Genomic DNA, 25,251 nt, shown 5'->3' with positions numbered 1-25,251 from the left:
AGTGAGCGAATCCCCAGGAGCTTACATACAGTAAGTGACTGGGGTGAACGAATGCAGCCAACGCGCCTGAGGCTCGAAATATGACGGGTATTAGCGTTTATCTAACAGTGATGTAATGACATCGCCGCAGAACTGGATAATGAAAACGATGATTAAAATGGTCACCGTTGCCACCAGCGTGACGTCACCATGGTTGCGCTGGAATCCTTCCAGATAAGCCAGATTTCCCAAACCGCCGGCGCCAATCACCCCCGCCATCGCGCTGTAGCTCACCAGCGCAATCAGCGTCACCGTAATACCTGAAACCAGTGCAGGTGATGATTCCGGCAGTAAAACCCGAAACACTAACGTGCTCAGTCGTGCGCCCATCGAGCGCGTTGCTTCTATAACGCCTTTATCCACTTCACGCAGGGCGATCTCCACCAGGCGTGCGTAGAACGGTGCGGCGCCCACAATCAGCGCTGGCAGCGCCGCGTTGGCGCCAAGAATGGTGCCGACGATAGTCTTGGTGAAAGGGATCAGCAGGACAATCAAAATGATGAACGGAATAGAGCGGAACACGTTCACCACAATCGAAATCACGCTGTAAACCGTGCGGTTGTGGAACAGCCCGCCGCGCGCGGTTAAAAACAGCGCCAGGCCCAGCACGATGCCCAGCACAAAAGTCGCTACGCCGGAAAGCGCGGTCATGTAAAGCGTCTCCAGCGTTGCCGCCCAGAGTTGATCCCACTTGAGATGCGGAAAGAGATTCTCAGCCATGTTTAATCACCTCGCCTTCAATATCGCTGTGCTGCAGGTCGGCGAGGATATTGTTCAGTTGTTCGTCGGATGCCACCACGTGCACCCAGAGCTGGCCAAACACGCCGTGGGCGGTTTGGGTCATTTTCCCGTGCAGGATGTTAAACGGCAGGCCGTAGCGCAGGGTTAGTTCACCCACGATCGGCTTATGGGTGCTGTGCCCGGTAAAGGTCAGCCTGATGACCGTGCCTTCCAGATCGTTTGCCAGTTCGGTATTGAAGGTTTCTTCCTCAGCGTACTGGCTCACCTGGCGGACAAACTGCTGCGTAATCGGCTGCTGCGGATGGGTAAAGACGCTCAGCACGTCGCCCTCCTCCACGACTTTACCGTTCTCCATCACCGCCACGCGGTCGCAGATTTTGCGCACCACGTGCATCTCGTGCGTGATCAACACGATGGTGAGTTTGAAGCGACGGTTAATGTCCAGCAGCAGATCGAGGATCTGATCGGTGGTCTGCGGGTCGAGCGCGGACGTGGCTTCATCGCAGAGCAGCACATCAGGGTTGTTAGCCAAAGCACGCGCAATACCCACGCGCTGCTTTTGCCCGCCGCTCAGCTGCGACGGATACGCATGCTCACGCCCCTTCAGGCCAACCAGATCCACCAACTCGGCCACGCGCGCCTTAATCCGGGCTTTTGGCACACCGGCGATTTGCATCGAGAAAGCGATGTTCTCGCTCACCGTGCGCGACCACAGCAGGTTGAAGTGCTGGAACACCATGCTGATTTTCAGACGCGCCTGACGCAGCGCTTCACCTTTTGCCGCAGAGATATCCTGCCCGTTAATTGTGACGCTTCCGGCGCTGGGTTTTTCCAGACCGTTCAGCAGACGAATCAGCGTGCTTTTCCCGGCGCCGCTGTAGCCGATAATGCCGTAAATCTGTCCCTGCTCTATCGTCAAATTGACGTTATCAACGGCAGTCAGCGCGACCTTTCCGTTGTCGAAAACCTTCGAAATATTCCTGAGTACGATCATTCTTATTCGTTATCCGATCCGCCCTTGGCGGTTTAGCAGTATGGATGTCCAAAAGATAGTAAACAGGCGTTATCAGCTTTTAAATGAACAAAAAAGCATGTGTTATAACCTGAGGTAATAAACAGCGGATTTAGAGGGTCGAAAGCATTTAGACCAATTTCAGCAATGATTATCTGCCAGACGCATATCCGCTGGCTGACTGGCTAAAAAAACGGTCATTTTCGCAGCATTTTATGCGGATATAGCCATCCTCACTTCCAGACAACTTTACGTCTTGCTGTCCTGCCATCCAAAAACGGCATTTATATTCCATACCGTTCTAAACGGCAGTGAATGGTTCTTTATTGCGAAAATTTCACCGCCCTATCATCCCGTCATGACATCCAGAAAGGAAAACATCATGACGATTTATCACTCGGTCACTGAACTGATTGGTCGTACCCCGCTTATCCAATTGCATAAGCTTGATACCGGTCCCTGCTCGCTGTACCTGAAGCTGGAAAACCAGAATCCGGGCGGCTCTATCAAGGATCGCGTTGCGCTGTCGATGATTAACGAAGCGGAGCGCACCGGTCAGCTGCAGCCGGGCGGCACGATTATTGAGGCAACGGCGGGGAATACCGGTCTGGGCCTGGCGCTGATCGCCGCCCAGAAAGGCTACTCGCTGATCCTGGTGGTGCCGGACAAAATGAGCCGCGAGAAGATTTTCCACCTGCGCGCGCTGGGTGCCCAGGTGGTGCTGACCCGATCCGACGTCAACAAGGGCCACCCCGCCTATTACCAGGATTACGCCCGGCGTCTGGCTAACGAGCTGCCCGGCGCGTTTTACATCGACCAGTTCAATAACGAAGCCAACCCGCTTGCGCACCGCACCACCACGGCACCGGAGCTGTTTGAGCAGCTTGACGGCAGGATCGACGCCATCGTGGTCGGCGTCGGCTCAGGCGGGACGCTCGGCGGCCTGCAGGCGTGGTTTGCCGAGCACTCTCCACACACGGAGTTTGTCCTGGCAGACCCCGCCGGGTCGGTTCTCGCCGACCAGGTGGAAACCGGACGCTACCACGACGCGGGCTCCTGGCTGGTTGAGGGCATTGGCGAGGACTTTATTCCTCCGCTGGCTCACATCGAAGGGGTGAATCGCGCCTGGCGCATCACCGACCGCGAAGCCTTCACCACCGCGCGCGATCTGCTGAAAACGGAAGGCATTCTGGCGGGCTCCTCCAGCGGCACGCTGCTTGCGGCCGCGCTGAAATACTGCCAGGCACAAAACGCGCCGAAACGCGTGGTGACCTTCGCCTGTGACAGCGGCAATAAGTATCTCTCGAAGATGTTCAACGACGAGTGGATGCGTCAGCAGGGGCTTTTCACGCGCCCTCAGGCGGGCGATCTCTCCGATTACATCGCCCTGCGACACGATGAAGGCGCCACCGTCACCGCCGCTCCGGACGACACGCTTTCCACCGTACTGGCACGCATGCGCCTGTATGACATCTCCCAGCTGCCGGTCCTTGAGGACGGCAAGGTGGTGGGCATTATCGACGAGTGGGATCTGCTGCGGCATATCGGTGGCGATGGAGACCGCTTCGCGCTTCCGGTGACGGCAGCCATGACGCGTCAGGTGGAGTTTCTTGATAAACACGCCCCGGAAAGCGCCCTGCACGCCATCTTCGACCGCGGCCTGGTGGCCGTGATTAATGACAACGACCGTTTTCTCGGTCTGATTACGCGCAGCGACGTTCTGACCGCCTGGCGCAACCGTCTTCAGCAATAAAGGAATAGATGATGAAAAACCTGGCAACTCTGAGCGTCCACAGCGGCGCGTTCAACGACCAGCACGGCGCCGTCATGCCGCCGATTTACGCCACCTCGACGTTTGCGCAACCGTCACCCGGCGAGCATACCGGCTATGAGTATTCTCGCAGCGGCAACCCTACCCGCCACGCGCTGGAAACCGCTATCGCTGAACTGGAAGGCGGCACGCGCGGTTACGCCTTTGCTTCCGGTCTCGCCGCCATCTCCACGGTGCTCGAACTGCTGGACAAAGACAGCCATATCGTCGCCATTGACGACGTTTACGGCGGGACGTACCGCCTGATTGAAAACGTGCGCAAGCGCAGCACCGGCCTGCAGGTCAGCTGGGTTAAGCCTGACGATTTAGCGGGGCTTGAGGTCGCCATTCGCCCGGATACGCGCATGGTGTGGGTGGAAACGCCGACCAACCCGCTGCTGAAGCTGGCGGATCTGGCGGCCATTGCCGCTATCGCGCGGCGCCATAACGTCATCAGCGTGGCGGATAACACCTTCGCGTCGCCGGCGATCCACCGCCCTCTGGCGTCGGGTTTCGATATCGTGGTGCACTCCGCCACCAAGTACCTTAACGGCCATTCGGACGTGGTGGCCGGGCTGGCGGTGGTGGGTGATAACCCGGCGCTGGCGGACCGGCTTGGCTACCTGCAAAATGCGGTCGGTGGCGTCCTGGATCCCTTTAGCAGCTTCCTGACCCTGCGCGGAATTCGCACGCTTGCGCTGAGGGTAGAAAAGCACAGCAGCAACGCGCTGGCGATTGCGCAATGGCTGGCGCAGCATCCTCTGGTTGAAAAGGTGTTCTATCCCGGGCTGGAATCGCATCCACAATATCAGCTTGCGCGCACGCAGATGGCCCTGCCAGGCGGGATGATTTCCGTCGTGGTAAAAGGCGATGCGCAACGCGCCACAGAGGTGATTCGCAACCTGAAGTTGTTCACCCTCGCGGAAAGCCTGGGCGGCGTAGAGAGCCTGGTGAGCCAGCCCTACAGCATGACGCACGCCTCGATTCCGCTGGAACAACGCCTGGCAAACGGCATTGTGCCGCAGCTGATTCGACTGTCGGTGGGCATTGAAGATTCGAAAGACCTGATTGCCGACCTCAGTCAGGCGCTGCAAAAATAAGCAAAATGCGGCAGGTCAAACGCCTGCCGCCAAAAGTTGTCATCATGGCTTAACGCCTTGATAACAATATTATGTGAAACGGCATTGATTAATTCTGAAACGCCGTATCCATTTTCCTTTTATCTTAAAATCAGCGTATAATGCGCGCCAAATCCCTGGTGAATGGTTTCAGCGCTTGGAATACAAAAAACAACGTACAACTTCTCCTCTCCTTCGTTGGGCTGACACTCAGGCACACTTTCTTCTGCACGCTCATTTGATGTCTCCTATCCTTAGTGCGTGTCATATACTCTTTTGCAACACAGGTTTGACTCCGCGGCGGTGCGCCCCCGGAGCGAGATTTCCATATCCTTCCCAACTTAAAGACTAAGACTGTCATGAAAAAGACGAAAATTGTTTGTACTATCGGCCCGAAAACCGAATCCGAAGAGATGCTGAGCAAAATGCTGGACGCCGGCATGAACGTGATGCGTCTGAACTTCTCCCACGGTGACTATGCTGAGCACGGTCAGCGTATCCAGAACTTGCGCAACGTGATGAGCAAGACTGGCAAAAAAGCCGCTATTCTGCTGGATACTAAAGGTCCGGAAATCCGTACCATCAAACTGGAAGGCGGTAACGACGTTTCTCTGAAAGCGGGCCAGACCTTCACCTTCACTACCGATAAATCCGTTGTCGGTAACAGCGAAATCGTTGCGGTAACCTATGAAGGCTTCACCAGCGATCTCTCCGTGGGTAACACCGTGCTGGTCGACGATGGTTTGATCGGTATGGAAGTGACCGCTATCGAAGGCAACAAGGTTATCTGTAAAGTGCTGAACAACGGCGACCTGGGCGAAAACAAAGGCGTTAACCTGCCGGGCGTTTCCATCGCACTGCCGGCACTGGCTGAGAAAGACAAACAGGACCTGATCTTCGGCTGCGAACAAGGCGTTGACTTCGTTGCGGCGTCCTTCATCCGTAAGCGTTCCGACGTGGTTGAAATTCGTGAGCACCTGAAAGCGCACGGCGGCGAGAAGATCCAGATCATCTCCAAAATTGAAAACCAGGAAGGCCTGAACAACTTCGACGAAATCCTTGAAGCATCTGACGGCATCATGGTTGCACGTGGCGACCTGGGCGTTGAAATCCCGGTTGAAGAAGTGATCTTCGCGCAGAAGATGATGATCGAGAAGTGTGTTCGCGCGCGTAAAGTGGTTATCACCGCAACGCAGATGCTGGACTCCATGATCAAAAACCCACGCCCTACCCGCGCTGAAGCAGGTGACGTGGCGAACGCCATCCTCGACGGTACCGATGCAGTGATGCTGTCCGGTGAATCCGCGAAAGGGAAATATCCTCTGGAAGCGGTCGGCATCATGGCAACCATCTGCGAACGTACTGACCGCGTGATGACAAGCCGTCTGGACTTCAACAACGACAGCCGCAAGCTGCGCATCACCGAAGCAGTATGCCGCGGTGCAGTAGAAACCGCTGAGAAACTGGAAGCACCACTGATTGTGGTAGCGACCCAGGGCGGTAAATCTGCGCGCGCAGTACGTAAATACTTCCCGGATGCCACCATCCTGGCCCTGACCACCAACGAAACCACCGCACGTCAGCTGGTGCTGAGCAAAGGCGTGGTTGCGCACCTGGTCAAAGAGATCGCCTCTACTGACGATTTCTACATTCAGGGTAAAGCACTGGCTCTGGAAAGCGGTCTGGCGCAGAAAGGCGACGTTGTTGTGATGGTTTCTGGTGCGCTGGTACCAAGCGGAACGACCAATACGGCCTCCGTTCACGTGCTGTAATAATTCAGGAACGAATTAGTTTTGATAAAAAGCGCCCAATGGGCGCTTTTTTTATTACCGTCATTAGCCAAATTCATTCAAAAAGCAAATCGGGTTTTTCTATTTAATTGCGAATTATCTAAGATGAATCCGATGAAAAATGCCTTTTTTTACATAGCTTTTTACTCAAAAAGGGCTGATTCGATGCTTCTTTGAGCGAACGATCAAAAATAGGCGTATTCCCATCAAAAAAATATTCTCAACCCAAAAAAGTTTGTGTAATACTTGTAACGCTACATGGAGATTAACTCAATCTAGAGGGTATTAATAATGAATCGTACTAAACTGGTACTGGGCGCGGTAATCCTGGGTTCTACTCTGCTGGCTGGTTGCTCCAGCAACGCTAAAATCGATCAGCTGTCTTCTGACGTTCAGACTCTGAACGCTAAAGTTGACCAGCTGAGCAACGACGTGAACGCAATGCGTTCCGACGTTCAGGCTGCTAAAGACGACGCAGCTCGCGCTAACCAGCGTCTGGACAACCAGGCTACTAAATACCGTAAGTAATAGTACCTGTTAATAAAATGGCGCACATTGTGCGCCATTTTTTTTGCCTGCGTCAAACGACTACTGCGTTACCTTCTCCCCTTCCTCTTCAGCTACCGCAGCCGACACCCGACTGTTCTGTACCGACAGCACGCTATTGCTGGCCGACGGGCCGCTACCCGCGGATACGACAACCGGGATCCCCGCGCGGCGTGCCAGCGCTTTATCAATAAGCGCTTTGTCGCTTCCGGCTTGAGACACAAAGGTCGCAAACTCTGCGGAGTGGTTAATGGGCGAAATCTGCGGGTTCTCGCCCTCCACCTGCGCCAGCGGACGGTGAACTTCAATATAACGCTTCCCGTCCGGCTCAACCGAGAACTTCACCGGCTCATTGATAATTTGTACCCGCGTGCCAACCCGCACCTGTTCGAACAGGGCTTTAATATCCGGGGCGTTCATACGCATGCAGCCGGAACTAACGCGCAGGCCTACGCTGTCCGGCGCGCTGGTGCCGTGAATAAGATATTCCCCATTACCAATACCCAAACGCAGCGCGTAGCGCCCCAGCGGGTTATTTGGCCCGGCCGGGACGACCGGAGGCAATTTAATACCCTGTGCCAGCGAACGGGCTCTGATGCCCGCCGTTGGCGTCCAGGTTGGATTAGGGATTTTTTGACTTACGCGGGTGGTGCTCACCGGCGTTTCCAGCCCCAACTGTCCGATGCCGAGCGGGAAGACCTGGACAATATTTTCTCCCGGCGGGAAGTAGTAGAGCCGGAGCTCAGCCAGATTCACCACAATGCCCTCGCGCGGGGTATCCGGCAGCAGCATCTGCGACGGAATCGTGATAACGGTACCCGGTGCCGGGTTCACCGGCGCAATGGTATTGTTCGTTTCAAGGATCACCTGCGCCGCCGTATTAAACCGACGGGCGATGGTCTGAAGCTTATTATCCCCTTCCTGTATCGTGTAGGTTTGATTTTGCCCAATCAGGCGACTGCCTGCGGGCGGCAACGGATAGTCCATCGCGCGGGCCGAATTAAACGTACCGAGCGAACTGACGAGTAATAGAGTTATTAGAGACGCGCGCTTCATGCTGAGATTCCTTATTCACTGGCAGGACGCCAGAAAGCTGAAAAACCAGCGAGGTGGGAACCACCTCGCGAAACAGAATGAATGCTGTTCTGTAAGTCTAGCTAAGGTTTGCAGCTTTGGCGCGAATGGCGCGAATCATCGCTTCCAGCCCCTGGGAACGGGACGGGGTGAGGTGTTGGGTCAGGGCCATTTTTTCAAACCACGGGCGGACATCGAACGCGACGATATCCTGCGCCGACATCCGGTGGTAAAGAATAAAGACCACCGCAATCAGCCCTTTTACAATGGCCGCATCGCTGTCGCCGTGCAGTGCAATAGTCCCGTCGTCAGACTGCTCCATCACAATCCACACCTGGCTCTGGCAGCCCTGAATAATGTTTTCCGGGTTATGCGCCTCTTCGCCGAGCGGCGGCAGACGCTGCCCCAGCTCGATGATATAAAGGTACTTCTCTTCCCAGTTTGCGCAGCGCCCAAAGTTGCGCAGCAATTTATCTCTGTCCGGCAGTTCTGCCATCTTTTGCCTCTTCGTTAGCCCAGCAGCTGGTGAATGCGCTTAAGCCCCGCCACCAGCCTGTCGACCTCTTCCATTGTGTTATACATCACCAGCGACGCGCGGCACATTGCCGGTACCTGGTAAAAGGCCATCAGCGGCATGGCGCAGTGGTGCCCGGTACGGACGGCCACGCCGTAGTTATCAAGGAAGCTGCCCACGTCATAGGCGTGGTGTTTCCCAAGGTTAAACGCAATCACGCCCTGGCGGTCGGCCGGGCCATACAGGGTAAGATCCGGCACGCTGGCAAGCTCCTGCAGCGCGTAGTGCATCAGCAGCTGTTCGTACTCCTGGATGGCGTCCAGGCCGATTGCGGAAACGTAAGACACCGCCGCCCCCAGGCCGATAATCCCGCCGGTGTTGGGGGTACCCGCCTCAAAACGCCACGGCGCACGGGCATAGGTTGTCCCTTCCGAAAGGCTTACGGTGGCAATCATCGATCCGCCGCCTTCCCACGGCGGCATCGCCTGCAGAATGTCCTCTTTCACATACAGCACGCCGATGCCGGTTGGACCATAGAGCTTATGCCCGGAGAATACGTAGAAATCGCAGTCCAGCGCCTGCACATCCACCGCGTGGTGCATTACCGCCTGCGCGCCGTCAATCAACACCTTCGCACCGGCCTGATGGGCTTTTGCGATAATCTCTGCCACCGGGTTTTCGGTGCCCAGCACGTTAGAGACCTGTGTGACCGCCACCAGCCGCGTTTTATCGTCCAGCAGCGTGTCAAGCTGCTCAAGCTGCAGCGTGCCGTCCTCATTCAGCGGAATGACCCGCAGCTGTGCGCCGACACGCTCGCAGAGCATCTGCCACGGCACAATATTGGCGTGGTGCTCCATCTGGGTGATGACGATGTTATCCCCCGCGTGGACCTGCGCGTTGCCCCAGCTGTTGGCGACAAGGTTGATCCCTTCAGTGGTTCCGCGCACGAAGACCAGCTCTTCAGGCGAACGTGCATTGAGGAAAGCGGCCACCTGCGTGCGCACGTTCTCCATGCGCTGGGTCGCTTCGGCGCTCAGGGTATGGATACCCCGGTGCACCGCAGCATAACCATGGCGGTAGAACTCGGCTTCCGCATCCACCACCTGATTCGGTTTCTGCGCGCTGGCCGCGCTGTCGAGATAGGCCAGCGGCAGGCCGTTCACTTCACGGGTCAGAACCGGGAAGTCGGCCCGCACTTTCTCTACGGGAAAACTCATGCTTCGCCTCCGGGCAGACGCTGACCAATGCGGGCCAGCACCTGCTGCTTCAATACGCCATCGTGTAGCGCTTCCGTAAGCTCCGCCGCAAAGGCGTAGATAATCATTTTCTGCGCCGCCTGCCGGTCGATGCCGCGGGAACGCAGGTAAAACATCTGTTCGTCGTCAATCCGCCCGACCGTCGCGCCGTGACTGCATTTCACGTCATCGGCGTAGATCTCCAGCTGCGGTTTGGTGTCCACCTCCGCCAGGCGCCCCAACAGCAGATTGTTGTTGGTCATCTGCCCGTCAGTTTTAATGGCGTGCTGGGCCACGTTAATCAGGCCGTTAAACACCGCCCGCCCTTTATCGCTGACGATGGTTTTATGCAGCTGGCGGCTGTTGCAGTAGCCCTTGTTGTGCTCAAGCCAGGTGCGCGTGTCGCACACTTCTGATTTGACCGGCATCGCCAGGCTGTTGATGCGCAGCGTGGTGTTTTCACCGTTAAGCTGCGTGCTGGTGTTGTGGCGCAGCACCGCGCCGCCGAGCAGAAAGCTGTGGCTGTACGCCGCGGCATCCTGACCCAGCGCTATATCGTTATGGGCAAAATGGTGGCTCTGCGGATTCTCAAACGCCAGCTTAATGTGGTGAAGCTGCGCATTTGCGGCGACGTTCATCGTCAGCCGCGACCCGGTAAAGTGGCGGGTCTCGTTGAGGCTGACGTAATGTTCGATTACCGTAGCCTCCGCCCCCTCCGCCAGATCAAGGTGATGGCGATAGTGCGCGGTGTTGATCTCATCGCCCTCCACGCCCTGCGTGATGTGCATCAGAAGCAGCGGTTTGGCCGGGCGCTGGTTACGCTTAACCTGAATATGCGTCACGCTGCGGGCCAGGCTCTCGGTCAGGTGGAGAAACACTTCCGGCTGAACCGGGGCGCTCAGGCTCTGGCGGTCGTCGCTAATCACGATATCGAACCCGCTCCCCTGAACGTCGTCACTCAGTTCAGGGCGCCAGACGCCGTCGACAAAGACCAGACGCACCGCATCCACCGTCAGCGCCAGAGCGTCACGCCGGGCCGGGTCGATCTCCGCCAGGCGCGTCACAAACTCGCCGTTCAGCAGGCCGTCGAGCGGGGTGTATTTCCAGTTCTCATGCTTGCGCGTCGGCAGGCCGAGACGCAGCATCTGCTGGAGATGCTGCTGCGCCTGCTCGGAGCGCGTATTACCCTGCGCCTCAAACAGCCTGTGCCACTGCTGGAGTGCATTACTGCTGTTCGGTAAGCCAGCCATAACCCTGCTCCTCCAGTTGTTTAACCAGCGTAAAATCACCGGATTTCACAATGCGTCCCTGGTAAAGCACGTGCACGTAGTCCGGCTTGATATAGTCCAGAATGCGCTGGTAGTGGGTGACGATTATGAATGAACGCTTGCCGTCGCGCAGGGCGTTCACCCCGTCGGCGACAATCTTCAGGGCGTCGATATCCAGACCGGAGTCGGTCTCATCCAGAATGCACAGCTCGGGCTCCAGCACCGCCATCTGCAGGATGTCGTTACGCTTTTTCTCGCCGCCGGAAAAGCCAACGTTGACCGAGCGGGTCAGCAGGTCTTCCGGCATTTTCAGCAGCTTGATCTTCTCTTCCATCAGATCCTGGAAGTCGAAGCGATCCAGTGCCTCCTGGCCGCGATACTTGCGCACCGCATTCAGCGCCGTCTGGAGGAAAAACTGGTTGCTGACGCCCGGAATTTCCACCGGGTACTGGAAGGCCATAAAGATGCCCTCACCCGCGCGGTCTTCCGGCGACATCTCCAGCAGATCTTTGCCGTTAAATTCGACCGAACCGCCAGTCACTTCGTAATCTTCACGTCCCGCCAGCGTTGCAGAAAGCGTACTTTTCCCGGAGCCGTTCGGCCCCATAATGGCGTGAACTTCACCCGGCTTGACGTCAAAATTGAGACCGCGCAGGATGTCTTTCTCTTCCACGCTAACCTGTAAATCTTTAATGCTTAACATGTGCTTTCCTTAACCGACGCTGTGTTCAAGACTAATGGCGAGGAGTTTTTGTGCTTCAACGGCAAATTCCAGCGGCAGTTCAGAGAACACGTCCTTACAGAAGCCGTTCACAATCATCGAAATGGCATCTTCTTCACTGATCCCACGCTGCAGACAGTAGAAGAGCTGATCTTCCCCAATGCGCGACGTGGTCGCCTCGTGCTCCAGCTGGGCCGTGTTGTTGCGACACTCCACGTACGGGAAGGTATGCGCCCCGCAGTCTGCGCCAATCAGCATCGAGTCACACTGGGTGAAGTTACGCGCGTTGGTGGCCGTCGGCATGATTTTCACCAGCCCGCGATAGCTATTCTGGGAATGCCCGGCAGAGATCCCTTTCGAAATGATGGTAGATTTCGTGTTTTTACCGATGTGGATCATCTTGGTGCCGGTATCGGCCTGCTGATGCCCGCTGGTGAGCGCCACCGAGTAAAACTCACCGATGGAGTTATCCCCGCGCAGGATGCAGCTCGGGTACTTCCAGGTAATAGCGGAGCCGGTTTCCGACTGCGTCCAGGACATTTTGCTGTTTTCACCTTCGCACAGCGCGCGCTTGGTGACGAAGTTCAGGATACCGCCGGTGTTGCCGTCGCCGGGGAACCAGTTCTGCACCGTGGAGTATTTCACCTCCGCGTCTTTATGAATGATGACCTCGACCACCGCCGCGTGCAGCTGATAGCTGTCGCGCACCGGTGCAGAACACCCTTCGATATAGCTGACGTAGCTGCCTTCGTCCGCAACCAGAATGGTGCGTTCGAACTGGCCGGTTTTTTCGGCGTTAATGCGGAAATAGGTGGAGAGCTCCATCGGACAGCGCACGCCTTTCGGCACGTAGATAAAGGTGCCGTCAGAGGCTACCGCGGCATTTAGCGCGGCGAAGAAGTTATCGTTACTCGGTACCACGGTGCCGATGTACTTCTTCACCAGCTCGGGATGGTCATGAATCGCTTCGCCAAAGGAGCAGAAAATAATCCCCTGCTCGGCCAGCTTTTCGCGATAAGTGGTCGCCACCGAGACGGAGTCGAAAATGGCGTCCACCGCCACCTCTTTGCCCTCGCGAACCGGGACGCCAAGCTGATTAAAGGCCTCTTCCACTTCTTTACTCAGGAAGCTGTTCTCGGCACCGGTCTGCTGTACCGCGCCGGGCTGCGAAGCGCAGGTATCGTCACAGCTGCCGCAGGAGGGCGCGGAGTAGTAGCTGTAATCCTGATAGTTCAGTTTGTCGTAATGGGCTTTCAGCCAGTGCGGCTCTTCCATCTCCAGCCAGGCGCGGAAGGCGCTCAGGCGAAATTCGAGCATCCACTCGGGCTCGTTACGTTTGGCCGAGATGGCGCGCACGACATCTTCATTAATCCCTTTAGCCAGCTCGTCTGTCTGCAGCTGCGTGAAAAAACCCTCTTTATAGTTGAGGTGTCCGCCGCTCCAGGTGTTTACATCACTCGTTGCTTCAGTATTACGAGACATAGTACCGCCTATACCCCAAAGCTTTCGCCGCAGCCGCATTCGTTCTGGGCTTTCGGGTTATGAAATTTGAATAACTGGTTTAAACCTTCCCGTACGTAGTCCACCTCTGTACCGTCGATAAACGGCATAGCCTGTAGCGCGACGTACAGCTTTGCGCCATCGGTTTCAAACACCAGGTCATCTTTTTCCGGTGCGGTGACGGTATCCAGCACGTAGCCAAAGCCCGCGCAGCCGGTCTGCTTAACGCCTAAGCGTACGCCGAGGATCTCGGGCTTTTTCGCCACCAGCTCGTGGATATGCGCTGCCGCCGCAGGCGTGAGCGTTAAACCACGCCAGGCAAAATCGGCAGGATTGAAGGTTTCTGAATGCAGTTCCATAGGTCCACCTCATCTGATTAGCCATCAGGGCATAACACCATGTTAGTGATAACGATTATCACTTCAACCCTCTGTCAGCAGGGGCATTCGGCTAAACCGCCCTTTTTGTCTACTTTTATTAAGCATAGACCCTGTCAGGAGATGCGGGCGGGATGGATTTAATTGTTCAATACTTTGAAAATTAATGGATTATTGAACGAAGGAAACAGCGAAGAAAGGAAAAGTAAAATATGCATCGGAAATGCCTATTTTTGAGATAGCTTTTGTTCAGGAAGGGATCAAAACAAAAAAAGGCCCTCAAGGCCTCTGATTATGAGTGATGAAATGAAACGGTAAAACCCTGTTCACGCCAGTGATCGAGCTGTTCCTGCTGACGCGGTGTTGGCGCTTTTCCCGTCCAGACGAAGATTTTTTGCCCCGGGAAGAGCTCAGGACGCGGGGAATCAATCGGCTCGGCCAGAACATCAATGTGCCAGCCCTTGTGCGATAAGCGCGCGGCTTCCAGCCACAGGTGGGTCCGGTCATCGCATTCCCAGCCGATAAGCAACGCATCGTTACCCGCTTTCTTGCGCGACTCCGCCAGGCTTGCAATCGCGAATTCAATCAGAACACCGTCAAGCATGCTCGCCATGTGGCGTACGGTATTTTGATCCTGATTCATTCGCTGGCGGACGGGGGAAATGATGTTATCGATCAGCGCATCCATCGCGTGGTCGCGGCGAAATTCGCCGATTTTGGCACGCAGCTTTGCCGGGCTGGCGTAGCGCAGAACGGTCATCATCTCTTCCTGGAACGAGGCCCAGTTACCCTGGGTCAGAACTTCTTTGTTTTCCAGCAGGGCTTTGACTTTTCCGACCGAAACGCCGCTTTTCATCAGGCGCTTGATCTCTTCGATACGCAGGATATCTTCATCGTCGAACTGACGATGACCCCCTTCGCTGCGCTGCGGCTTCAACAATCCATAACGGCGCTGCCAGGCACGCAGCGTAACGGGGTTGATACCGCATCGTTCGGCTACTTCGCCGATACTGTAATAGGCCATTAACTCCCTCACGCTCAGAACTTCCATACCTAACTGCACCAACCTTATCAGATTGTACAAACCATTTGTATAACTAAGACCGTATTTTGCCCAGGTGAATGGGACATTCCACCACCCATCTGTTAATACATTGTTGTACAAAATTTGCCATTCGTACAGCCAGACCGACTCAATTGCGCCCGGCTTTATCAAAAGTCGAATTTTTTCTCTGGCCATGCAATGGCCGGAATACCGCCGTGCCGGGGGCTGGCAAAAAGATGTCCCTGGAACTGCGAAATCCCCGCAGACTCCAGCCACATCCACTCTTCCGCCTTCTCCACGCCGACCGCGCAGAACTGAATTTCCAGCGAAGAACAGCATTTGATAATCGCCTGAATAATAGCCTGACGCGGGCCACTTTTGTGCACGTTCGCTACCAGATCGCGATTAATCTTAATTCTGTCCGGCTGGAACTGGGCCAGCAGCTGTAGCCCGGCAAAACCGGCACCAAAGTGATCGATCGTTACGCTGATCCCCGCACTTTTTAACTGCCTGACCGAGTCTGTGAACTCATCGAAACGGGAAATGGCTTCGTTCTCGGTGAACTCGACCATAATTTGCTCGGGCACAAAACCATTTGCTTCGATGGCGGTAAGCAGAAAGTCCACGGCGTTGGGGAGATTGACCAGCGTCATAGGCAGCAGGTTAAGAGACAACGTCTGGTCCTGTAACCCCAGCGCGCTGGCCATTGAGAGCGCTACCTGCTTGCTTTGCAAATCAGAGGTATACACGTCCACGCGCGAGCGGTTGGCGAAGTAGACCCCCGGCGAGTCGCCGGACGGGGTGCGGAGAAGCGCCTCCCAGGAGACGACCCGCTGCATAAACGGATCGACTATCGGTTGAAAGGCAAAGCTACAATCCGCCCCTTTCGCGACCACCTCAGGTTGTGCAGATAAGTGAGTGTCTTCAGGAACAAAATCCCATGAATCTGCAGGAGGCAGTTCAAAATAGTTCGCTTTTTCTGTGGCCTCAACAAAGGTCCGAAAAAACTGCAGCGGGCGGTCATTATACGTCAGCTGGTAGCGCGTCGTGCCTCTGTTGAGCACCTGCTGCAGCACCTCATCCCTGTCGAACTGGCGTAAATCAAAAAGCTCCATGCCCACCTTGCCAAAACGCCGGACAGGCCCGTGATCCCGCATCAGCTCTACCACGTTATGGTGGCGGGTGTCGTTGCAGATCTGCTCATAAATAGCAGAAACAAGATCCGCTGGCCCCTCAAGCAACTGGAAAAAATGTGTGCCGTTAAACAGCAAGATCCCCGTGACATTGGATTGCCGGTTTTTACTATTTGCAGCAGCGACCATTGTTTCCAGCGCTTTCACTGGAACGTCTTCGCAGATATGACTGCGGTAAATGATGGTTGTAAGCATGCTATTCCTGGGGGTTAAGGTTTTGGCCACAATAAAGGTGGGTAAGGATCATTTATAGCACATTAATTGGCTGACAAATAATTTACATCTCAACCATTTACGGCTTTTAATGAGACCTTTTTCCGTGCTGTACAACTTAACTGCAACGCACAGCTTTGTACAATATATCCTGTGATTTCACCGATGCGCCACATCATCTTAACCACATGAATAAAAAGCACTTTATAAAATATATCATACTAAATTTAAAAAATTGTACATTTTTAATGTACAGATTTATAAATTGTGCATACCTTAAATGTAACGTTACTGATTACAAAATTTTACAGGAGCGAAACATGCAGCAGAAAGGTCACGTCGCAGATTCCGCAGCAGCAATCGCACAGTACTTCGAAAAAGCCTCTCTTCCTACCCAGCAAGAAACGCTCGGTCAGGTGGTTGTTGAGATCCTTAGCGACGGGCGGAACCTCAATCGTAAATCGCTCTGTACCAAACTATTAAGCCGCCTCGAAAAAGCCGATGGCCCGGAAGAGGAGCAGCATTACCACATGCTGCTTGGTCTTCTCTTCGAACGATAATGTTATGAAAAGCAGTGACGCAGACACGCTGACTGACCAGCTGATTGGACAAGCCGTTCTTTCACTTTTGAAGGAGCACGGTCCCGTTACAACGGAAGCGCTGGTTCTGCGTCTGCGGGATATGAAAGCACATGAAAAGGATCCCCGGCGGCGGGAGACACTTGCGAGGGTGATTGCCGATATCGGATCAAAAAGCCTCGGATTAAAACGTCGCAGAGCCGCACAAGGACGAATGAACAGAGAGGGACCTCTCAGTTATCAAAGAGACAATGTAGTGCCGTTATTTGGAAAGGGAAAACCGTCCGATCCCAAAAAAATACATTGACTGCAATTTAACAGCTACGGTGAGAACAAATGAGACAAAATATTCAGCTGCAACCCGAATACCATTCTGCTTTTTTAGAAAGCGCGCTGTCGGAGTATTTCCGTCATGCAGGCGATCGTTTTGCTGAAGAGTCTGCTGTTTTTTCTACTGCAGTACGCTGTGTTCTGGCTTCTGAAGGACATCTGTCCAATAAAGCCATCATTCTCTGGCTCATTCAGACGCTGGAAGCGACCAACGACGTTGTTCAGGCGGATGTTATTCGTAAGACGCTTGAAATCGTGGTGGGCTACACCATGGATGACGTTTAAGCACCCTGCCATTCCGCAATCGTGTCATCGTCAAAACTGACGAACGTTCTGACGATGACACGCTTTCTCTTCATAATCCCCTGTTAAATAAGCGCTATAAAGATGGCATGGTTTCTGCTTACTCCCTTTTACGGGACTGGGCTTACCAGTCATTTTGCTTCATTTCTTAACAGGTCTGTTATTGATGAAAAAAATCGCCAGCGTCTGCCCTTACTGTGGTGCAGGCTGCAAATTAAACCTTGTCGTTGAGAATAACCGTATCATCCGTGCCGAAGCGGCAGAAGGGGTTACAAACCAGGGCACCTTATGCCTGAAAGGATTTTACGGCTGGGACTTCCTCAACGATACCCGCCTCCTCACCCCACGCCTGACCCAGCCAATGATCCGCTACCGTAAAGGCGAGGCATTCACCCCCGTGACCTGGGAGGAGGCTATCCGATACACCGCCCAGAAGCTCAGCAGCATTAAAGCGCAACACGGGCCGCGGGCAATCATGACTACCGGTTCATCACGCGGAACCGGCAATGAAACCAACTACGTCATGCAAAAATTTGCCCGTGCGGTGCTGCACACCAACAACGTCGACTGCTGCGCGCGCGTCTGTCACGGTCCTTCCGTGGCAGGGTTACAGGAGACCCTCGGCAACGGTGCGATGAGTAATTCCATCAACGATATTGAGCACTCTAAATGTCTGCTGGTATTCGGCTATAACTGCGCAGACTCTCACCCTATCGTCGCCCGCCGCGTGCTCAAAGCCCGAGAAAACGGCGCGAAAATCATCGTCTGCGATCCGCGCCGCATCGAAACGGCGCGCATTGCCGATCAGCACCTGCAGCTGAAAAACGGCAGCAACATGGCGCTGGTGAACGCCTTTGGCTATGTGCTGCTGGAAGAGGAGCTGTACGACAAAAACTATGTCGCGCGGTTTACGGAAGGGCTTGAGGCCTATCGTCAAACGGTGAAAGACTATGCGCCGGAGAAGGTCGAGCATCTTACCGGCATTCCCGCCCGAGACGTACGTCAGGCAATGCGCACCTTCGCGGCGGCCCCTTCCGCCACCGTAATGTGGGGAATGGGCGTGACCCAGTTTGGTCAGGCCGTCGATGTCGTCAAAGGGCTTTCCAGCCTGGCACTGCTGACCGGCAACCTGGGCCGTCCCGCCGTCGGCGTCGGCCCAGTACGCGGACAAAACAATGTTCAGGGTGCCTGTGATATGGGCGTTCTGCCGAATATGTTCCCCGGCTATCAGGATGTGACCGACCCGGCGGTCAGGCAGAAGTTCGCCGATGCCTGGGGGATTGACGTCAATAAAATGGACGATCGGGTCGGGACGCGCATTACCGAGGTGCCTCATCTGGCGCTGGAAGGCAAGGTCAAGGCCTACTACATCATGGGGGAAGATCCGCTTCAGACGGAAGTCGATCTCGGTCTCGTTCGCAGCGGTTTTGACGCCCTCGATTTTGTGGTGGTTCAGGACATCTTTATGACCAAAACGGCGGAAGTGGCGGACGTTCTGCTCCCTGCCACCTCCTGGGGCGAACACGGCGGCGTCTTTACCTGCGCCGACCGGGGTTTCCAGCGTTTTGGCAAAGCCATTGAGGCCAGCGGCAACGTGAAGCGCGACTGGGAGATCATCAGCCTGCTCGCCACCGAGATGGGCTACCCGATGCATTATGACTCCAACCAGCAGATCTGGGACGAGATGCGCGAGCTGTGCCCGCTCTTCTACGGCGTGACGTATGAAAAAATGGGCGAGATGGGGCACGTGCAGTGGCCCTGCCCGACGCTCGATCATCCGGGAACGCCGTACCTGTACAAAAACAATCAGTTCGACACGCCAACAGGAAAGGGCCAACTGTTTGCCGCGCCGTGGCGCGCGCCGGCAGAGTCGCCCGATGATGATTATCCGCTGGTACTCTGCACGGTGCGCGAGGTGGGCCACTACTCCTGCCGCTCGATGACCGGGAACTGCGCCGCGCTGCAAAGCCTGGCCGATGAGCCGGGTCGTGTGCAAATGAATCCTGCCGATGCGGACAAACTGGGCATTACCGACGGACAGCTGGTCTGGGTACGTTCACGTCGCGGCAAGGTGATTACCCGCGCCAGCATCAGCGAGCGTATCAACGCCGGAGCCGTCTATATGACCTATCAGTGGTGGATTGGCGCCTGCAACGAGCTAACCCAGGATAACCTCGATCCCATCTCCAAAACCCCGGAAACGAAGTACTGCGCAGTGCAGCTGGAGGCGATTGAGGACCAGCGCTGGGCGGAGGATTTTGCGGCGTCGTCTTACCAGACGATGAAAACGCGGTTGATTAATGCAGTGAATGTCTGATGCATCTGCCGGGTGGCGTCAGCACCACACCACCCGGCAACAACGCCACGCGTTAGCTTTGCTGCTGTTTATCAATCGTTAGTCAGATAGTCACGCAACCGGTTCGGACAGGTATTCTTCTCTACCATCCGGTGGATCAAGGCCATGAGTTCAAAATCACTACGCAGGTCAAATTTCTGCATCAGCAGATATTTATGGGTAAAAATGGTTTTATCACTGGTGTTAAGCTTATCCGCAATCTGCCCTACCGATAATCCTCTGTAAAAATGCACCATAACGCGAATTTGCTGCAGCGATAATATTTTGTGCTGGCATTCATCGCAGCTTTTATTTTTCCAGCGAAAGCTGGGTAATTGGGTGCGATACCATGCGATAAACAGCGTCTCGGTCATTCTGTCAAGCGAGGTGCGCCGAGAGAGAAATATCATGTCCTGATAACAAGACGGACATGCCGAGAAACGGTGCTCATCCTCGACCAGACCAACCACAATTCCTTTTTTGCGCGCCAGTAATTCAGGATAGCAGGTCAGGGTTTCCCCCTGACATAACGCGAGAAAAATAATATCGGCGGCACTAACATGTTCATGAGAAAGTTCAACGTCAAAATGGAGCGAATGCCTGAAATTATGGGTGAAGAAATCCACAAGAAAACGCTGCAATCCGTCTCTAAAAAATAAATCAGTCTCTTTAATGAGAATATTCAACATAGCAGTTACCGCCAGCAGTCAATCATCACCATTATCTCCACGTAGCGATCAGTTGTACTGCATCGTCATGACAACAACGGCGCTGATGTTCCCCGGCGTCGCCCCGCCGGTAAAGGATGTCACCGCGGCCTGCATGGCCATCGTTGCGGTTCTGTCTGCTGCGATCGTCTGCGTAATGCTTGTCCCCGTCCCCTTTAACGCACCGGTTGCCGCCTCACTCATCGCTATCGCGACATTAGTGGCAGAACCGCTGTTCATGTAGTAATCCGCCCCCGCGACGGGATCGGGGTTACCGGTAAATGAGACCGTTACGCTGCTAGTGCCAGCCGGACACTGGGTAAACATCAGGTTAAACGGCACAGGATCGGAAGATGAACCCGGCGTAGACATGTTTGATGCCTGAATATTACCGAAGTTAATATCCATATTGTCATTCCCTCCGTTAAATATGCAGGGCGAGGCAATAATATTTCCGGTAACGCTGACGTTAACAGCGTCCCCTGCAAAGGTATTGCAGCTTATTAACGTGGCGGCAAGCGCTGCCGCGCGCAAAATATTCATCGCGTTATCCATTACTGATACGTTAAGTCAAGGGTGGCTGATGCGTTGGCCTTGCCTGTTGAAACACTCGCCTGAGTCTGATAATAACGGGCGGTTATCGGGAACGTTTCCTGGCCACCTGCGGATTGTTTCAAAACAATTCGGTTATTTAACGCTAAAGGCGCCCCATTATATAGCAATTGCACGCCGACACCTTTCGCCACGTCCGCGTTCCCTTGCCCAGTCAAGGCTAATACGCTGTCAGTGCTGACGTCCGGGTTTTGCATCCCCTGCAGCATGACGTTAATATTCGCATCGGCATCGCAATCAAGACCCAGATTCTGTGTGCTTTGAGCACCAGAAGGAATGGTGCCGACAGTATTGCCAAAAGCCGATGCCGATATATCACCGATTGGAAAAGTTAAATTAGGCGTTGTTATTGCGCATGCTAATTGCGTCACTTTATTGCCAATATAGTTAACCGTTAACGACTGAATGTTATCGTCACCATGAGCCGTTGCCAGTAATCCAGAGCCGATCACGCCTGACGTAATATCCCCCGTCTTTATTAACGTCACCTCCAGAGGATACACAACCGTTTTTGTCGGTGTTGAGTCTACATACTGCCTGACGTTGGAAAAATACCAGCTTGCAGAAGCAAATCTTAACGCAATACCGACGCCCGGCACGTTTGTATTATAATAATGAGTGATGGATGACGGCGTACTGAACATACTCATTTCATACGTAATAGTTCCCGAACCGACACAGAGATCAATATCACCGCTGCCATTGGTAATGAAGCTACTTATCACTGTGCCAACGGGAGCATCACGCTGAACCGTTACGGCGGGCTGCTGTATGTTAAACGGTTGTGCCGGGTTAAATCCACTTCCCCCATACGTACAGTCGGCTTCAGCACGTAGTGAGCATAACCATAACAGCGCCAGAAAAATGAATTGCGCATACGGCCGATATTTATTTACTAAATACATAACGCTTCCTCAACGACAATCATAAACAACGGCAGGGATACTGTTTGACCTGTCTTTTCCAGTAATCGCATAGTTGACCTGACATTGTTCTGAATTATCACTACCCCATTTAACCCATAACGTTCCGTTCGGACTCAAGCCGGTCAAATAAACCTGACCTTTATCCCCAACAATAAAACTGTTCCCGCTCTGCCCTTTGACAGTGGCGATAGCGCCAAACGGGACCGGCTGGCCATTACGATATTGAAGCGTCATCAATACCCGCATGCCGACATTTGCCACATAATCCGCCCTGACCACCGCACCGCGGGTTGGTATCACCGTCTTATTGGTTAACTCCAGCTCCACATCATCCGGTAGCGTATCGGTCATCAGCGCCACGTCGTTCTTGCGATACGGCATTAAATTGCTCACCGCGGTGTAGCCACGCCAGTCGGTTTTTGCGCCGCTCTGATTCTGGATACTCACCCCTTTCGCGCCGGGTGCTTTTATCAGCACGTTGGTTTCACCCAGTGGCTGCGAGAAAGTCACCCCGTCGGCGTGGGCAAGGATCCCCCCCTGCAATCCATAGTTCAGACGATCGCTGCCCTTGTCGTAACCGTACCCCGCATAGACTTCACCATACGTGCCTTTAAAATCAGCGCTGGCATTGCCGGTATATCCCACGGAATCCGTTCCGTAACCTTGCTGTACGTTCCAGCTGAGCGCGTTGTTTTCCAGCGCGGTGCCGTTAAGGCCGACGCTGTGCGTCGTGCCGTTGTTCTTGCTGGCGTTCATGCTGTAATTAGCCCAGGTACGCGGCAAGAAGGCCTCTAACGGCACGCTAACGTTCAGTGCAATCTGCTGATCCTTACCGTTGCGGGATGAACCACTGTTGCCGTCAGTACTGCCGTTTTCACTGTAGGTATAGGTGATCCCATAGCTCACGCTTTTCCAGGCGTTGTTGTACCCGGCGCTGTAAGACGCTGTGGTCCTGCCTGAATTCCAGTAATCTTCACGAACGGCGCTGAGCATGAGCGATCCCAGGTTCTGACCGATGTTCTGGCTCATCGTCAGCTCGGCCCGGTTACGACGGCGGTTCTGCAGCGCGCTGCTGTCGCCATAGGAATCCAGCACTTCCTGCATTCCGTAGTAGCCGCTGGTTGAATAGCGGTAGCCCGCGATGGCGAAGTTGGTTCCCGTCTCAACAAAGTTCTTGCTGTAGCGAATGCGCCAGGACTGACCGCTACTTCCCGGCAGATTTTGTGGGGTTGACCACGCCTGAGTAACATCCGTCGAGAAGGCGCCAAAGTCGCCCATGTTTTTACCGATCCCTGCTGCCAGAGACTGATACTTGCTCGATTCCTGGAAACCGCCGTAGAGCGTCAGGCCATGCGGCAGGCCGTAGATCCCGGTCAACTGTGCGAACGGGGTTTTATCAACTTCGCTGCTATACGATCGGTACTGGCCTGCGGTTACCGCATACTTAAAACGCCCTTCACGCTGTAATACCGGCAGTGAAGCAAAGGCCACGGTGAAGTGCTGCTCGCTGCCGTCGCTCTCTTTCACGGTAACGTCGAGGTCACCCGCGCCGCCAGTGGGGTATATATCCGTAATTTCAAACGCCCCCGGCGCCACATCGCTCTGAGCAATCTGGTAGCCATTTTGACGAATGATGACCTGTGCATTGGTGCGGGCAATACCGCGCACCACCGGAGCATAGCCTTTCAACGAGTCCGGCATCATGTCATCGTCAGAGGCCAGCTGCGCCCCCCGGAATGGAATACTGTCAAATACGTCAGCCGGAGAGGCACTGTCGCCGGTCGTGAGCTGAGCCTTCAGCGGAACGATCGCCCGCTGTACGTAGGTGTAGACCGTGTCCCATTTGTCTTTACCGCTGCCGTCGCGGCTCCAGGTGGAATAGTTGCGGATCCGCCATGGACCGACGTTAATGCCCGGACGCAGGTTGGCGTACTGGCTGTTCGTGTTACTGCTGTTGCCGTCACGTCCCCAGCTGTTTGAGCCGCTCAGACTGTAGTTGAGCAGCGCGGCGGTGATCCCCTCGTCCCACATTTCTGGCGGCACATATCCGCGAGCCTGCGGTGACAGCGCCGCCTGTGGAATCGTAATCTCAAGGTGCTGGGCACTGAAAATAAACGCGGTTGACGCCTGCGGGATCGCCGAGAGCTTCGCACATTCGCCGCCTGAATTCAGGTCAGGGAATAGCTCGGTTTTTACCCCCCAGCTTTTCAGCTGCGCCACGCTCAGGCAGGGCTGCAAGGACGTCTCACCTTCCGCGTTTTTTACCGCGTCAAATCTGATCTCGCGCGTGTCAACAACCTGCCCGCCGATGAGCACATCAACGCGATAGGTGCCGGGCAGCTGCGAACCGGATTCAAACGCCGAAAGATCGGCGCCTTTCATGCCAGGGTTGTCCAGTTCAATCAGCTCAGGGTTAAAATACTCACCTGCATAAGCGGTCTCGGTAACCGAACCGAGTACGACAGCGATTAACAGTGCCGGATTAAATAAAACCGCCTGCTTATTATGGCTAATCACGACGTTACTCCATACCGAGAATAAAGGGAGCCTCTGGCACAATACGAATTACAGAGTGGCGTTGTGCACATTTCCGGTACCACCGTAATCATTAATTAACTTGAACGTTACCGAACCGCCGGTAATACCTTTCGGCAAATCAAACCGTGCGCTAGCCCCGGGAAGTACATAAGTTACATCCTCGAGCTTTTTACCATTCACGCGGATTTCATTGAAATTCATTACCACGTTAGTTGGGTTAGTGACCTGAATCTGATTCCCGCTACGCTGCCAGGTTAATTTATCTGCCAGCTCTTCAGGAATGACCCCTTTCAGGGCTGCTGGACGATAGATCAATTTAATGCGGGTTTTTACCGCAATTTGCAGCGTATTGTCTTTTCGCGATGCCGCAGGAATAGACTTAATATTTAGCCAGTAGAGCGACTCTTTATCCTGGGCAACCGAACCTGCTAATACAATACGTTCCACGTTCTGCTGGCCTTTATCCAGGCGGTAGAGTGGTGGCGTGATAATAAAAGGTGTTTTCTCAGCACTTCCGTTTTGCGACTCTACCCACGACTGAATTAAATACGGTGCCGTGTCGGGGTTAGTGACGCTAATAGAAGACTCTTTTTTATTGCCATCATAAATAACGCGCGTCCCGCCAATGACCACACCCGCAGTGGCTTGAGAAATACCGACTGAAAGAAACACGCAGGCAAGTAAAGTTTTACTCAGAAAATACATTTTATACCTCAATAACAAAGG

General features: G+C 54.4%; 25 protein-coding genes. 9 read left to right on the top strand and 16 right to left on the bottom strand.

Annotation, left to right across the window (positions count from 1 at the left end; genetic code table 11):
- Positions 1 to 90 precede the first annotated feature (90 nt).
- Both AC4ICF_RS10000 and AC4ICF_RS09995 read right to left on the bottom strand, forming a co-directional pair.
- Positions 91 to 759 carry a methionine ABC transporter permease gene (locus tag AC4ICF_RS10000; protein WP_028017271.1) on the bottom strand — a complete coding sequence of 223 codons (669 nt, stop codon included), beginning with the start codon at positions 757 to 759 and terminating at the stop codon, positions 91 to 93.
- Positions 752 to 1,774 carry a methionine ABC transporter ATP-binding protein gene (locus AC4ICF_RS09995; RefSeq protein WP_316378968.1) on the bottom strand — a complete coding sequence of 341 codons (1,023 nt, stop codon included), beginning with the start codon at positions 1,772 to 1,774 and terminating at the stop codon, positions 752 to 754. The genes AC4ICF_RS10000 and AC4ICF_RS09995 overlap by 8 nt, the downstream gene beginning before the upstream one ends.
- Before the next feature lie 400 nt (positions 1,775 to 2,174).
- On the opposite strand from AC4ICF_RS09995, the gene AC4ICF_RS09990 reads away from it, so the two are divergent.
- The 5 genes from AC4ICF_RS09990 to lpp all read left to right on the top strand — a co-directional run bounded on the left by AC4ICF_RS09990 (position 2,175) and on the right by lpp (position 7,038).
- On the top strand, positions 2,175 to 3,545 hold the full coding sequence (locus tag AC4ICF_RS09990; RefSeq protein WP_439209891.1) for a pyridoxal-phosphate dependent enzyme: 1,371 nt from the start codon (positions 2,175 to 2,177) through the stop codon (positions 3,543 to 3,545).
- Positions 3,546 to 3,556: 11 nt separating this feature from the next.
- Positions 3,557 to 4,702 (top strand): trans-sulfuration enzyme family protein, encoded by a 1,146-nt coding sequence (locus AC4ICF_RS09985; RefSeq protein WP_316379299.1) that lies wholly within the window; start codon positions 3,557 to 3,559, stop codon positions 4,700 to 4,702.
- Between the two features lie 175 nt (positions 4,703 to 4,877).
- On the top strand, positions 4,878 to 5,072 hold the full coding sequence (gene ynhH, locus AC4ICF_RS09980; protein ID WP_420094870.1) for a protein YnhH: 195 nt from the start codon (positions 4,878 to 4,880) through the stop codon (positions 5,070 to 5,072).
- A 7-nt stretch (positions 5,073 to 5,079) separates the two neighbouring features.
- Positions 5,080 to 6,492: a pyruvate kinase PykF gene (pykF, locus tag AC4ICF_RS09975; protein ID WP_045284943.1), complete on the top strand. Its 1,413-nt coding sequence runs from the start codon at positions 5,080 to 5,082 to the stop codon at positions 6,490 to 6,492.
- 309 nt (positions 6,493 to 6,801) lie between these two features.
- Positions 6,802 to 7,038: a murein lipoprotein Lpp gene (gene lpp / locus AC4ICF_RS09970; protein ID WP_001082307.1), complete on the top strand. Its 237-nt coding sequence runs from the start codon at positions 6,802 to 6,804 to the stop codon at positions 7,036 to 7,038.
- A 60-nt stretch (positions 7,039 to 7,098) separates the two neighbouring features.
- Here lpp and ldtE read toward each other — a convergent pair whose 3' ends face one another.
- From ldtE to AC4ICF_RS09925, 9 genes are all read right to left on the bottom strand, one after another.
- Positions 7,099 to 8,112: a L,D-transpeptidase LdtE gene (gene ldtE, locus AC4ICF_RS09965; protein ID WP_163328996.1), complete on the bottom strand. Its 1,014-nt coding sequence runs from the start codon at positions 8,110 to 8,112 to the stop codon at positions 7,099 to 7,101.
- Positions 8,113 to 8,209: 97 nt separating this feature from the next.
- Complete coding sequence (sufE, locus tag AC4ICF_RS09960; RefSeq protein ID WP_163328994.1) at positions 8,210 to 8,626, bottom strand: cysteine desulfuration protein SufE; 417 nt, start codon at positions 8,624 to 8,626, stop codon at positions 8,210 to 8,212.
- Positions 8,627 to 8,640: 14 nt separating this feature from the next.
- Positions 8,641 to 9,861, bottom strand: a complete 1,221-nt coding sequence (gene sufS / locus AC4ICF_RS09955) for a cysteine desulfurase SufS (RefSeq protein ID WP_316378966.1) — start codon at positions 9,859 to 9,861, stop codon at positions 8,641 to 8,643.
- On the bottom strand, positions 9,858 to 11,129 hold the full coding sequence (gene sufD, locus AC4ICF_RS09950; RefSeq protein ID WP_163328990.1) for a Fe-S cluster assembly protein SufD: 1,272 nt from the start codon (positions 11,127 to 11,129) through the stop codon (positions 9,858 to 9,860). The genes sufS and sufD overlap by 4 nt, the downstream gene beginning before the upstream one ends.
- Complete coding sequence (gene sufC / locus AC4ICF_RS09945; RefSeq protein WP_116340441.1) at positions 11,104 to 11,850, bottom strand: Fe-S cluster assembly ATPase SufC; 747 nt, start codon at positions 11,848 to 11,850, stop codon at positions 11,104 to 11,106. The genes sufD and sufC overlap by 26 nt, the downstream gene beginning before the upstream one ends.
- Positions 11,851 to 11,859: 9 nt before the next feature.
- Positions 11,860 to 13,350, bottom strand: a complete 1,491-nt coding sequence (gene sufB / locus AC4ICF_RS09940; RefSeq protein ID WP_032657798.1) for a Fe-S cluster assembly protein SufB — start codon at positions 13,348 to 13,350, stop codon at positions 11,860 to 11,862.
- Positions 13,351 to 13,358: 8 nt separating this feature from the next.
- Positions 13,359 to 13,727 (bottom strand): Fe-S cluster assembly scaffold SufA, encoded by a 369-nt coding sequence (sufA, locus tag AC4ICF_RS09935; protein WP_116340443.1) that lies wholly within the window; start codon positions 13,725 to 13,727, stop codon positions 13,359 to 13,361.
- Positions 13,728 to 14,037: 310 nt separating this feature from the next.
- Positions 14,038 to 14,769 carry a MerR family transcriptional regulator gene (locus tag AC4ICF_RS09930; RefSeq protein ID WP_116340445.1) on the bottom strand — a complete coding sequence of 244 codons (732 nt, stop codon included), beginning with the start codon at positions 14,767 to 14,769 and terminating at the stop codon, positions 14,038 to 14,040.
- Positions 14,770 to 14,957: 188 nt separating this feature from the next.
- The gene (locus AC4ICF_RS09925; protein ID WP_316378965.1) at positions 14,958 to 16,178 is read right to left on the bottom strand and encodes a diguanylate phosphodiesterase; all 1,221 of its coding nucleotides are present in this window, start codon (positions 16,176 to 16,178) and stop codon (positions 14,958 to 14,960) included.
- Between the two features lie 338 nt (positions 16,179 to 16,516).
- Here AC4ICF_RS09925 and ycgZ point away from each other — a divergent pair, with 338 nt between their 5' ends.
- The 4 genes from ycgZ (at position 16,517) to fdhF (ending at position 19,724) form a co-directional block, all read left to right on the top strand.
- A complete protein-coding gene (gene ycgZ, locus AC4ICF_RS09920; RefSeq protein ID WP_116340449.1) occupies positions 16,517 to 16,756 on the top strand; it encodes a regulatory protein YcgZ in 240 nt (79 codons plus the stop codon).
- A 4-nt stretch (positions 16,757 to 16,760) separates the two neighbouring features.
- Complete coding sequence (locus tag AC4ICF_RS09915) at positions 16,761 to 17,081, top strand: hypothetical protein (RefSeq protein WP_116340451.1); 321 nt, start codon at positions 16,761 to 16,763, stop codon at positions 17,079 to 17,081.
- 29 nt (positions 17,082 to 17,110) lie between these two features.
- Positions 17,111 to 17,389 (top strand): biofilm development regulator YmgB/AriR family protein, encoded by a 279-nt coding sequence (locus AC4ICF_RS09910; protein WP_116340453.1) that lies wholly within the window; start codon positions 17,111 to 17,113, stop codon positions 17,387 to 17,389.
- A gap of 184 nt (positions 17,390 to 17,573) precedes the next feature.
- Positions 17,574 to 19,724: a formate dehydrogenase subunit alpha gene (fdhF, locus tag AC4ICF_RS09905; protein WP_316378964.1), complete on the top strand. Its 2,151-nt coding sequence runs from the start codon at positions 17,574 to 17,576 to the stop codon at positions 19,722 to 19,724.
- A 71-nt stretch (positions 19,725 to 19,795) separates the two neighbouring features.
- On the opposite strand, the gene AC4ICF_RS09900 is transcribed toward fdhF, so the two are convergent.
- From AC4ICF_RS09900 to AC4ICF_RS09880, 5 genes are read right to left on the bottom strand one after another with little or no spacing between them, the layout of a single operon-like run.
- Positions 19,796 to 20,431 (bottom strand): helix-turn-helix transcriptional regulator, encoded by a 636-nt coding sequence (locus tag AC4ICF_RS09900; RefSeq protein WP_316378963.1) that lies wholly within the window; start codon positions 20,429 to 20,431, stop codon positions 19,796 to 19,798.
- 48 nt (positions 20,432 to 20,479) lie between these two features.
- Complete coding sequence (locus AC4ICF_RS09895; RefSeq protein ID WP_316378962.1) at positions 20,480 to 20,992, bottom strand: fimbrial protein; 513 nt, start codon at positions 20,990 to 20,992, stop codon at positions 20,480 to 20,482.
- A gap of 11 nt (positions 20,993 to 21,003) precedes the next feature.
- A complete protein-coding gene (locus AC4ICF_RS09890) occupies positions 21,004 to 21,966 on the bottom strand; it encodes a fimbrial protein (RefSeq protein WP_316378961.1) in 963 nt (320 codons plus the stop codon).
- A 9-nt stretch (positions 21,967 to 21,975) separates the two neighbouring features.
- Complete coding sequence (locus tag AC4ICF_RS09885) at positions 21,976 to 24,501, bottom strand: fimbria/pilus outer membrane usher protein (protein WP_316379298.1); 2,526 nt, start codon at positions 24,499 to 24,501, stop codon at positions 21,976 to 21,978.
- A gap of 51 nt (positions 24,502 to 24,552) precedes the next feature.
- Positions 24,553 to 25,230, bottom strand: a complete 678-nt coding sequence (locus AC4ICF_RS09880; protein WP_316378960.1) for a fimbrial biogenesis chaperone — start codon at positions 25,228 to 25,230, stop codon at positions 24,553 to 24,555.
- Positions 25,231 to 25,251: the final 21 nt, after the last annotated feature.

The organism is Enterobacter sp. ECC_219_Taxon_10 (assembly GCF_058354905.1).
Note: the sequence above shows the minus strand (reverse complement) of the source record. Positions and strands in the feature narration are given on the sequence as shown.

Coding starts and splice junctions, on each gene's coding strand:
- AC4ICF_RS10000 (WP_028017271.1), bottom strand. CDS start 759: ATGGCTGAGAATCTCTTTCCGCATCTCAAGTGGGATCAACTCTGGGCG.
- AC4ICF_RS09995 (WP_316378968.1), bottom strand. CDS start 1,774: ATGATCGTACTCAGGAATATTTCGAAGGTTTTCGACAACGGAAAGGTC.
- AC4ICF_RS09990 (WP_439209891.1), top strand. CDS start 2,175: ATGACGATTTATCACTCGGTCACTGAACTGATTGGTCGTACCCCGCTT.
- AC4ICF_RS09985 (WP_316379299.1), top strand. CDS start 3,557: ATGAAAAACCTGGCAACTCTGAGCGTCCACAGCGGCGCGTTCAACGAC.
- pykF (WP_045284943.1), top strand. CDS start 5,080: ATGAAAAAGACGAAAATTGTTTGTACTATCGGCCCGAAAACCGAATCC.
- lpp (WP_001082307.1), top strand. CDS start 6,802: ATGAATCGTACTAAACTGGTACTGGGCGCGGTAATCCTGGGTTCTACT.
- ldtE (WP_163328996.1), bottom strand. CDS start 8,112: ATGAAGCGCGCGTCTCTAATAACTCTATTACTCGTCAGTTCGCTCGGT.
- sufE (WP_163328994.1), bottom strand. CDS start 8,626: ATGGCAGAACTGCCGGACAGAGATAAATTGCTGCGCAACTTTGGGCGC.
- sufS (WP_316378966.1), bottom strand. CDS start 9,861: ATGAGTTTTCCCGTAGAGAAAGTGCGGGCCGACTTCCCGGTTCTGACC.
- sufD (WP_163328990.1), bottom strand. CDS start 11,129: ATGGCTGGCTTACCGAACAGCAGTAATGCACTCCAGCAGTGGCACAGG.
- sufC (WP_116340441.1), bottom strand. CDS start 11,850: ATGTTAAGCATTAAAGATTTACAGGTTAGCGTGGAAGAGAAAGACATC.
- sufB (WP_032657798.1), bottom strand. CDS start 13,350: ATGTCTCGTAATACTGAAGCAACGAGTGATGTAAACACCTGGAGCGGC.
- sufA (WP_116340443.1), bottom strand. CDS start 13,727: ATGGAACTGCATTCAGAAACCTTCAATCCTGCCGATTTTGCCTGGCGT.
- AC4ICF_RS09930 (WP_116340445.1), bottom strand. CDS start 14,769: ATGGCCTATTACAGTATCGGCGAAGTAGCCGAACGATGCGGTATCAAC.
- AC4ICF_RS09925 (WP_316378965.1), bottom strand. CDS start 16,178: ATGCTTACAACCATCATTTACCGCAGTCATATCTGCGAAGACGTTCCA.
- ycgZ (WP_116340449.1), top strand. CDS start 16,517: ATGCAGCAGAAAGGTCACGTCGCAGATTCCGCAGCAGCAATCGCACAG.
- AC4ICF_RS09915 (WP_116340451.1), top strand. CDS start 16,761: ATGAAAAGCAGTGACGCAGACACGCTGACTGACCAGCTGATTGGACAA.
- AC4ICF_RS09910 (WP_116340453.1), top strand. CDS start 17,111: ATGAGACAAAATATTCAGCTGCAACCCGAATACCATTCTGCTTTTTTA.
- fdhF (WP_316378964.1), top strand. CDS start 17,574: ATGAAAAAAATCGCCAGCGTCTGCCCTTACTGTGGTGCAGGCTGCAAA.
- AC4ICF_RS09900 (WP_316378963.1), bottom strand. CDS start 20,431: ATGTTGAATATTCTCATTAAAGAGACTGATTTATTTTTTAGAGACGGA.
- AC4ICF_RS09895 (WP_316378962.1), bottom strand. CDS start 20,992: ATGAATATTTTGCGCGCGGCAGCGCTTGCCGCCACGTTAATAAGCTGC.
- AC4ICF_RS09890 (WP_316378961.1), bottom strand. CDS start 21,966: ATGTATTTAGTAAATAAATATCGGCCGTATGCGCAATTCATTTTTCTG.
- AC4ICF_RS09880 (WP_316378960.1), bottom strand. CDS start 25,230: ATGTATTTTCTGAGTAAAACTTTACTTGCCTGCGTGTTTCTTTCAGTC.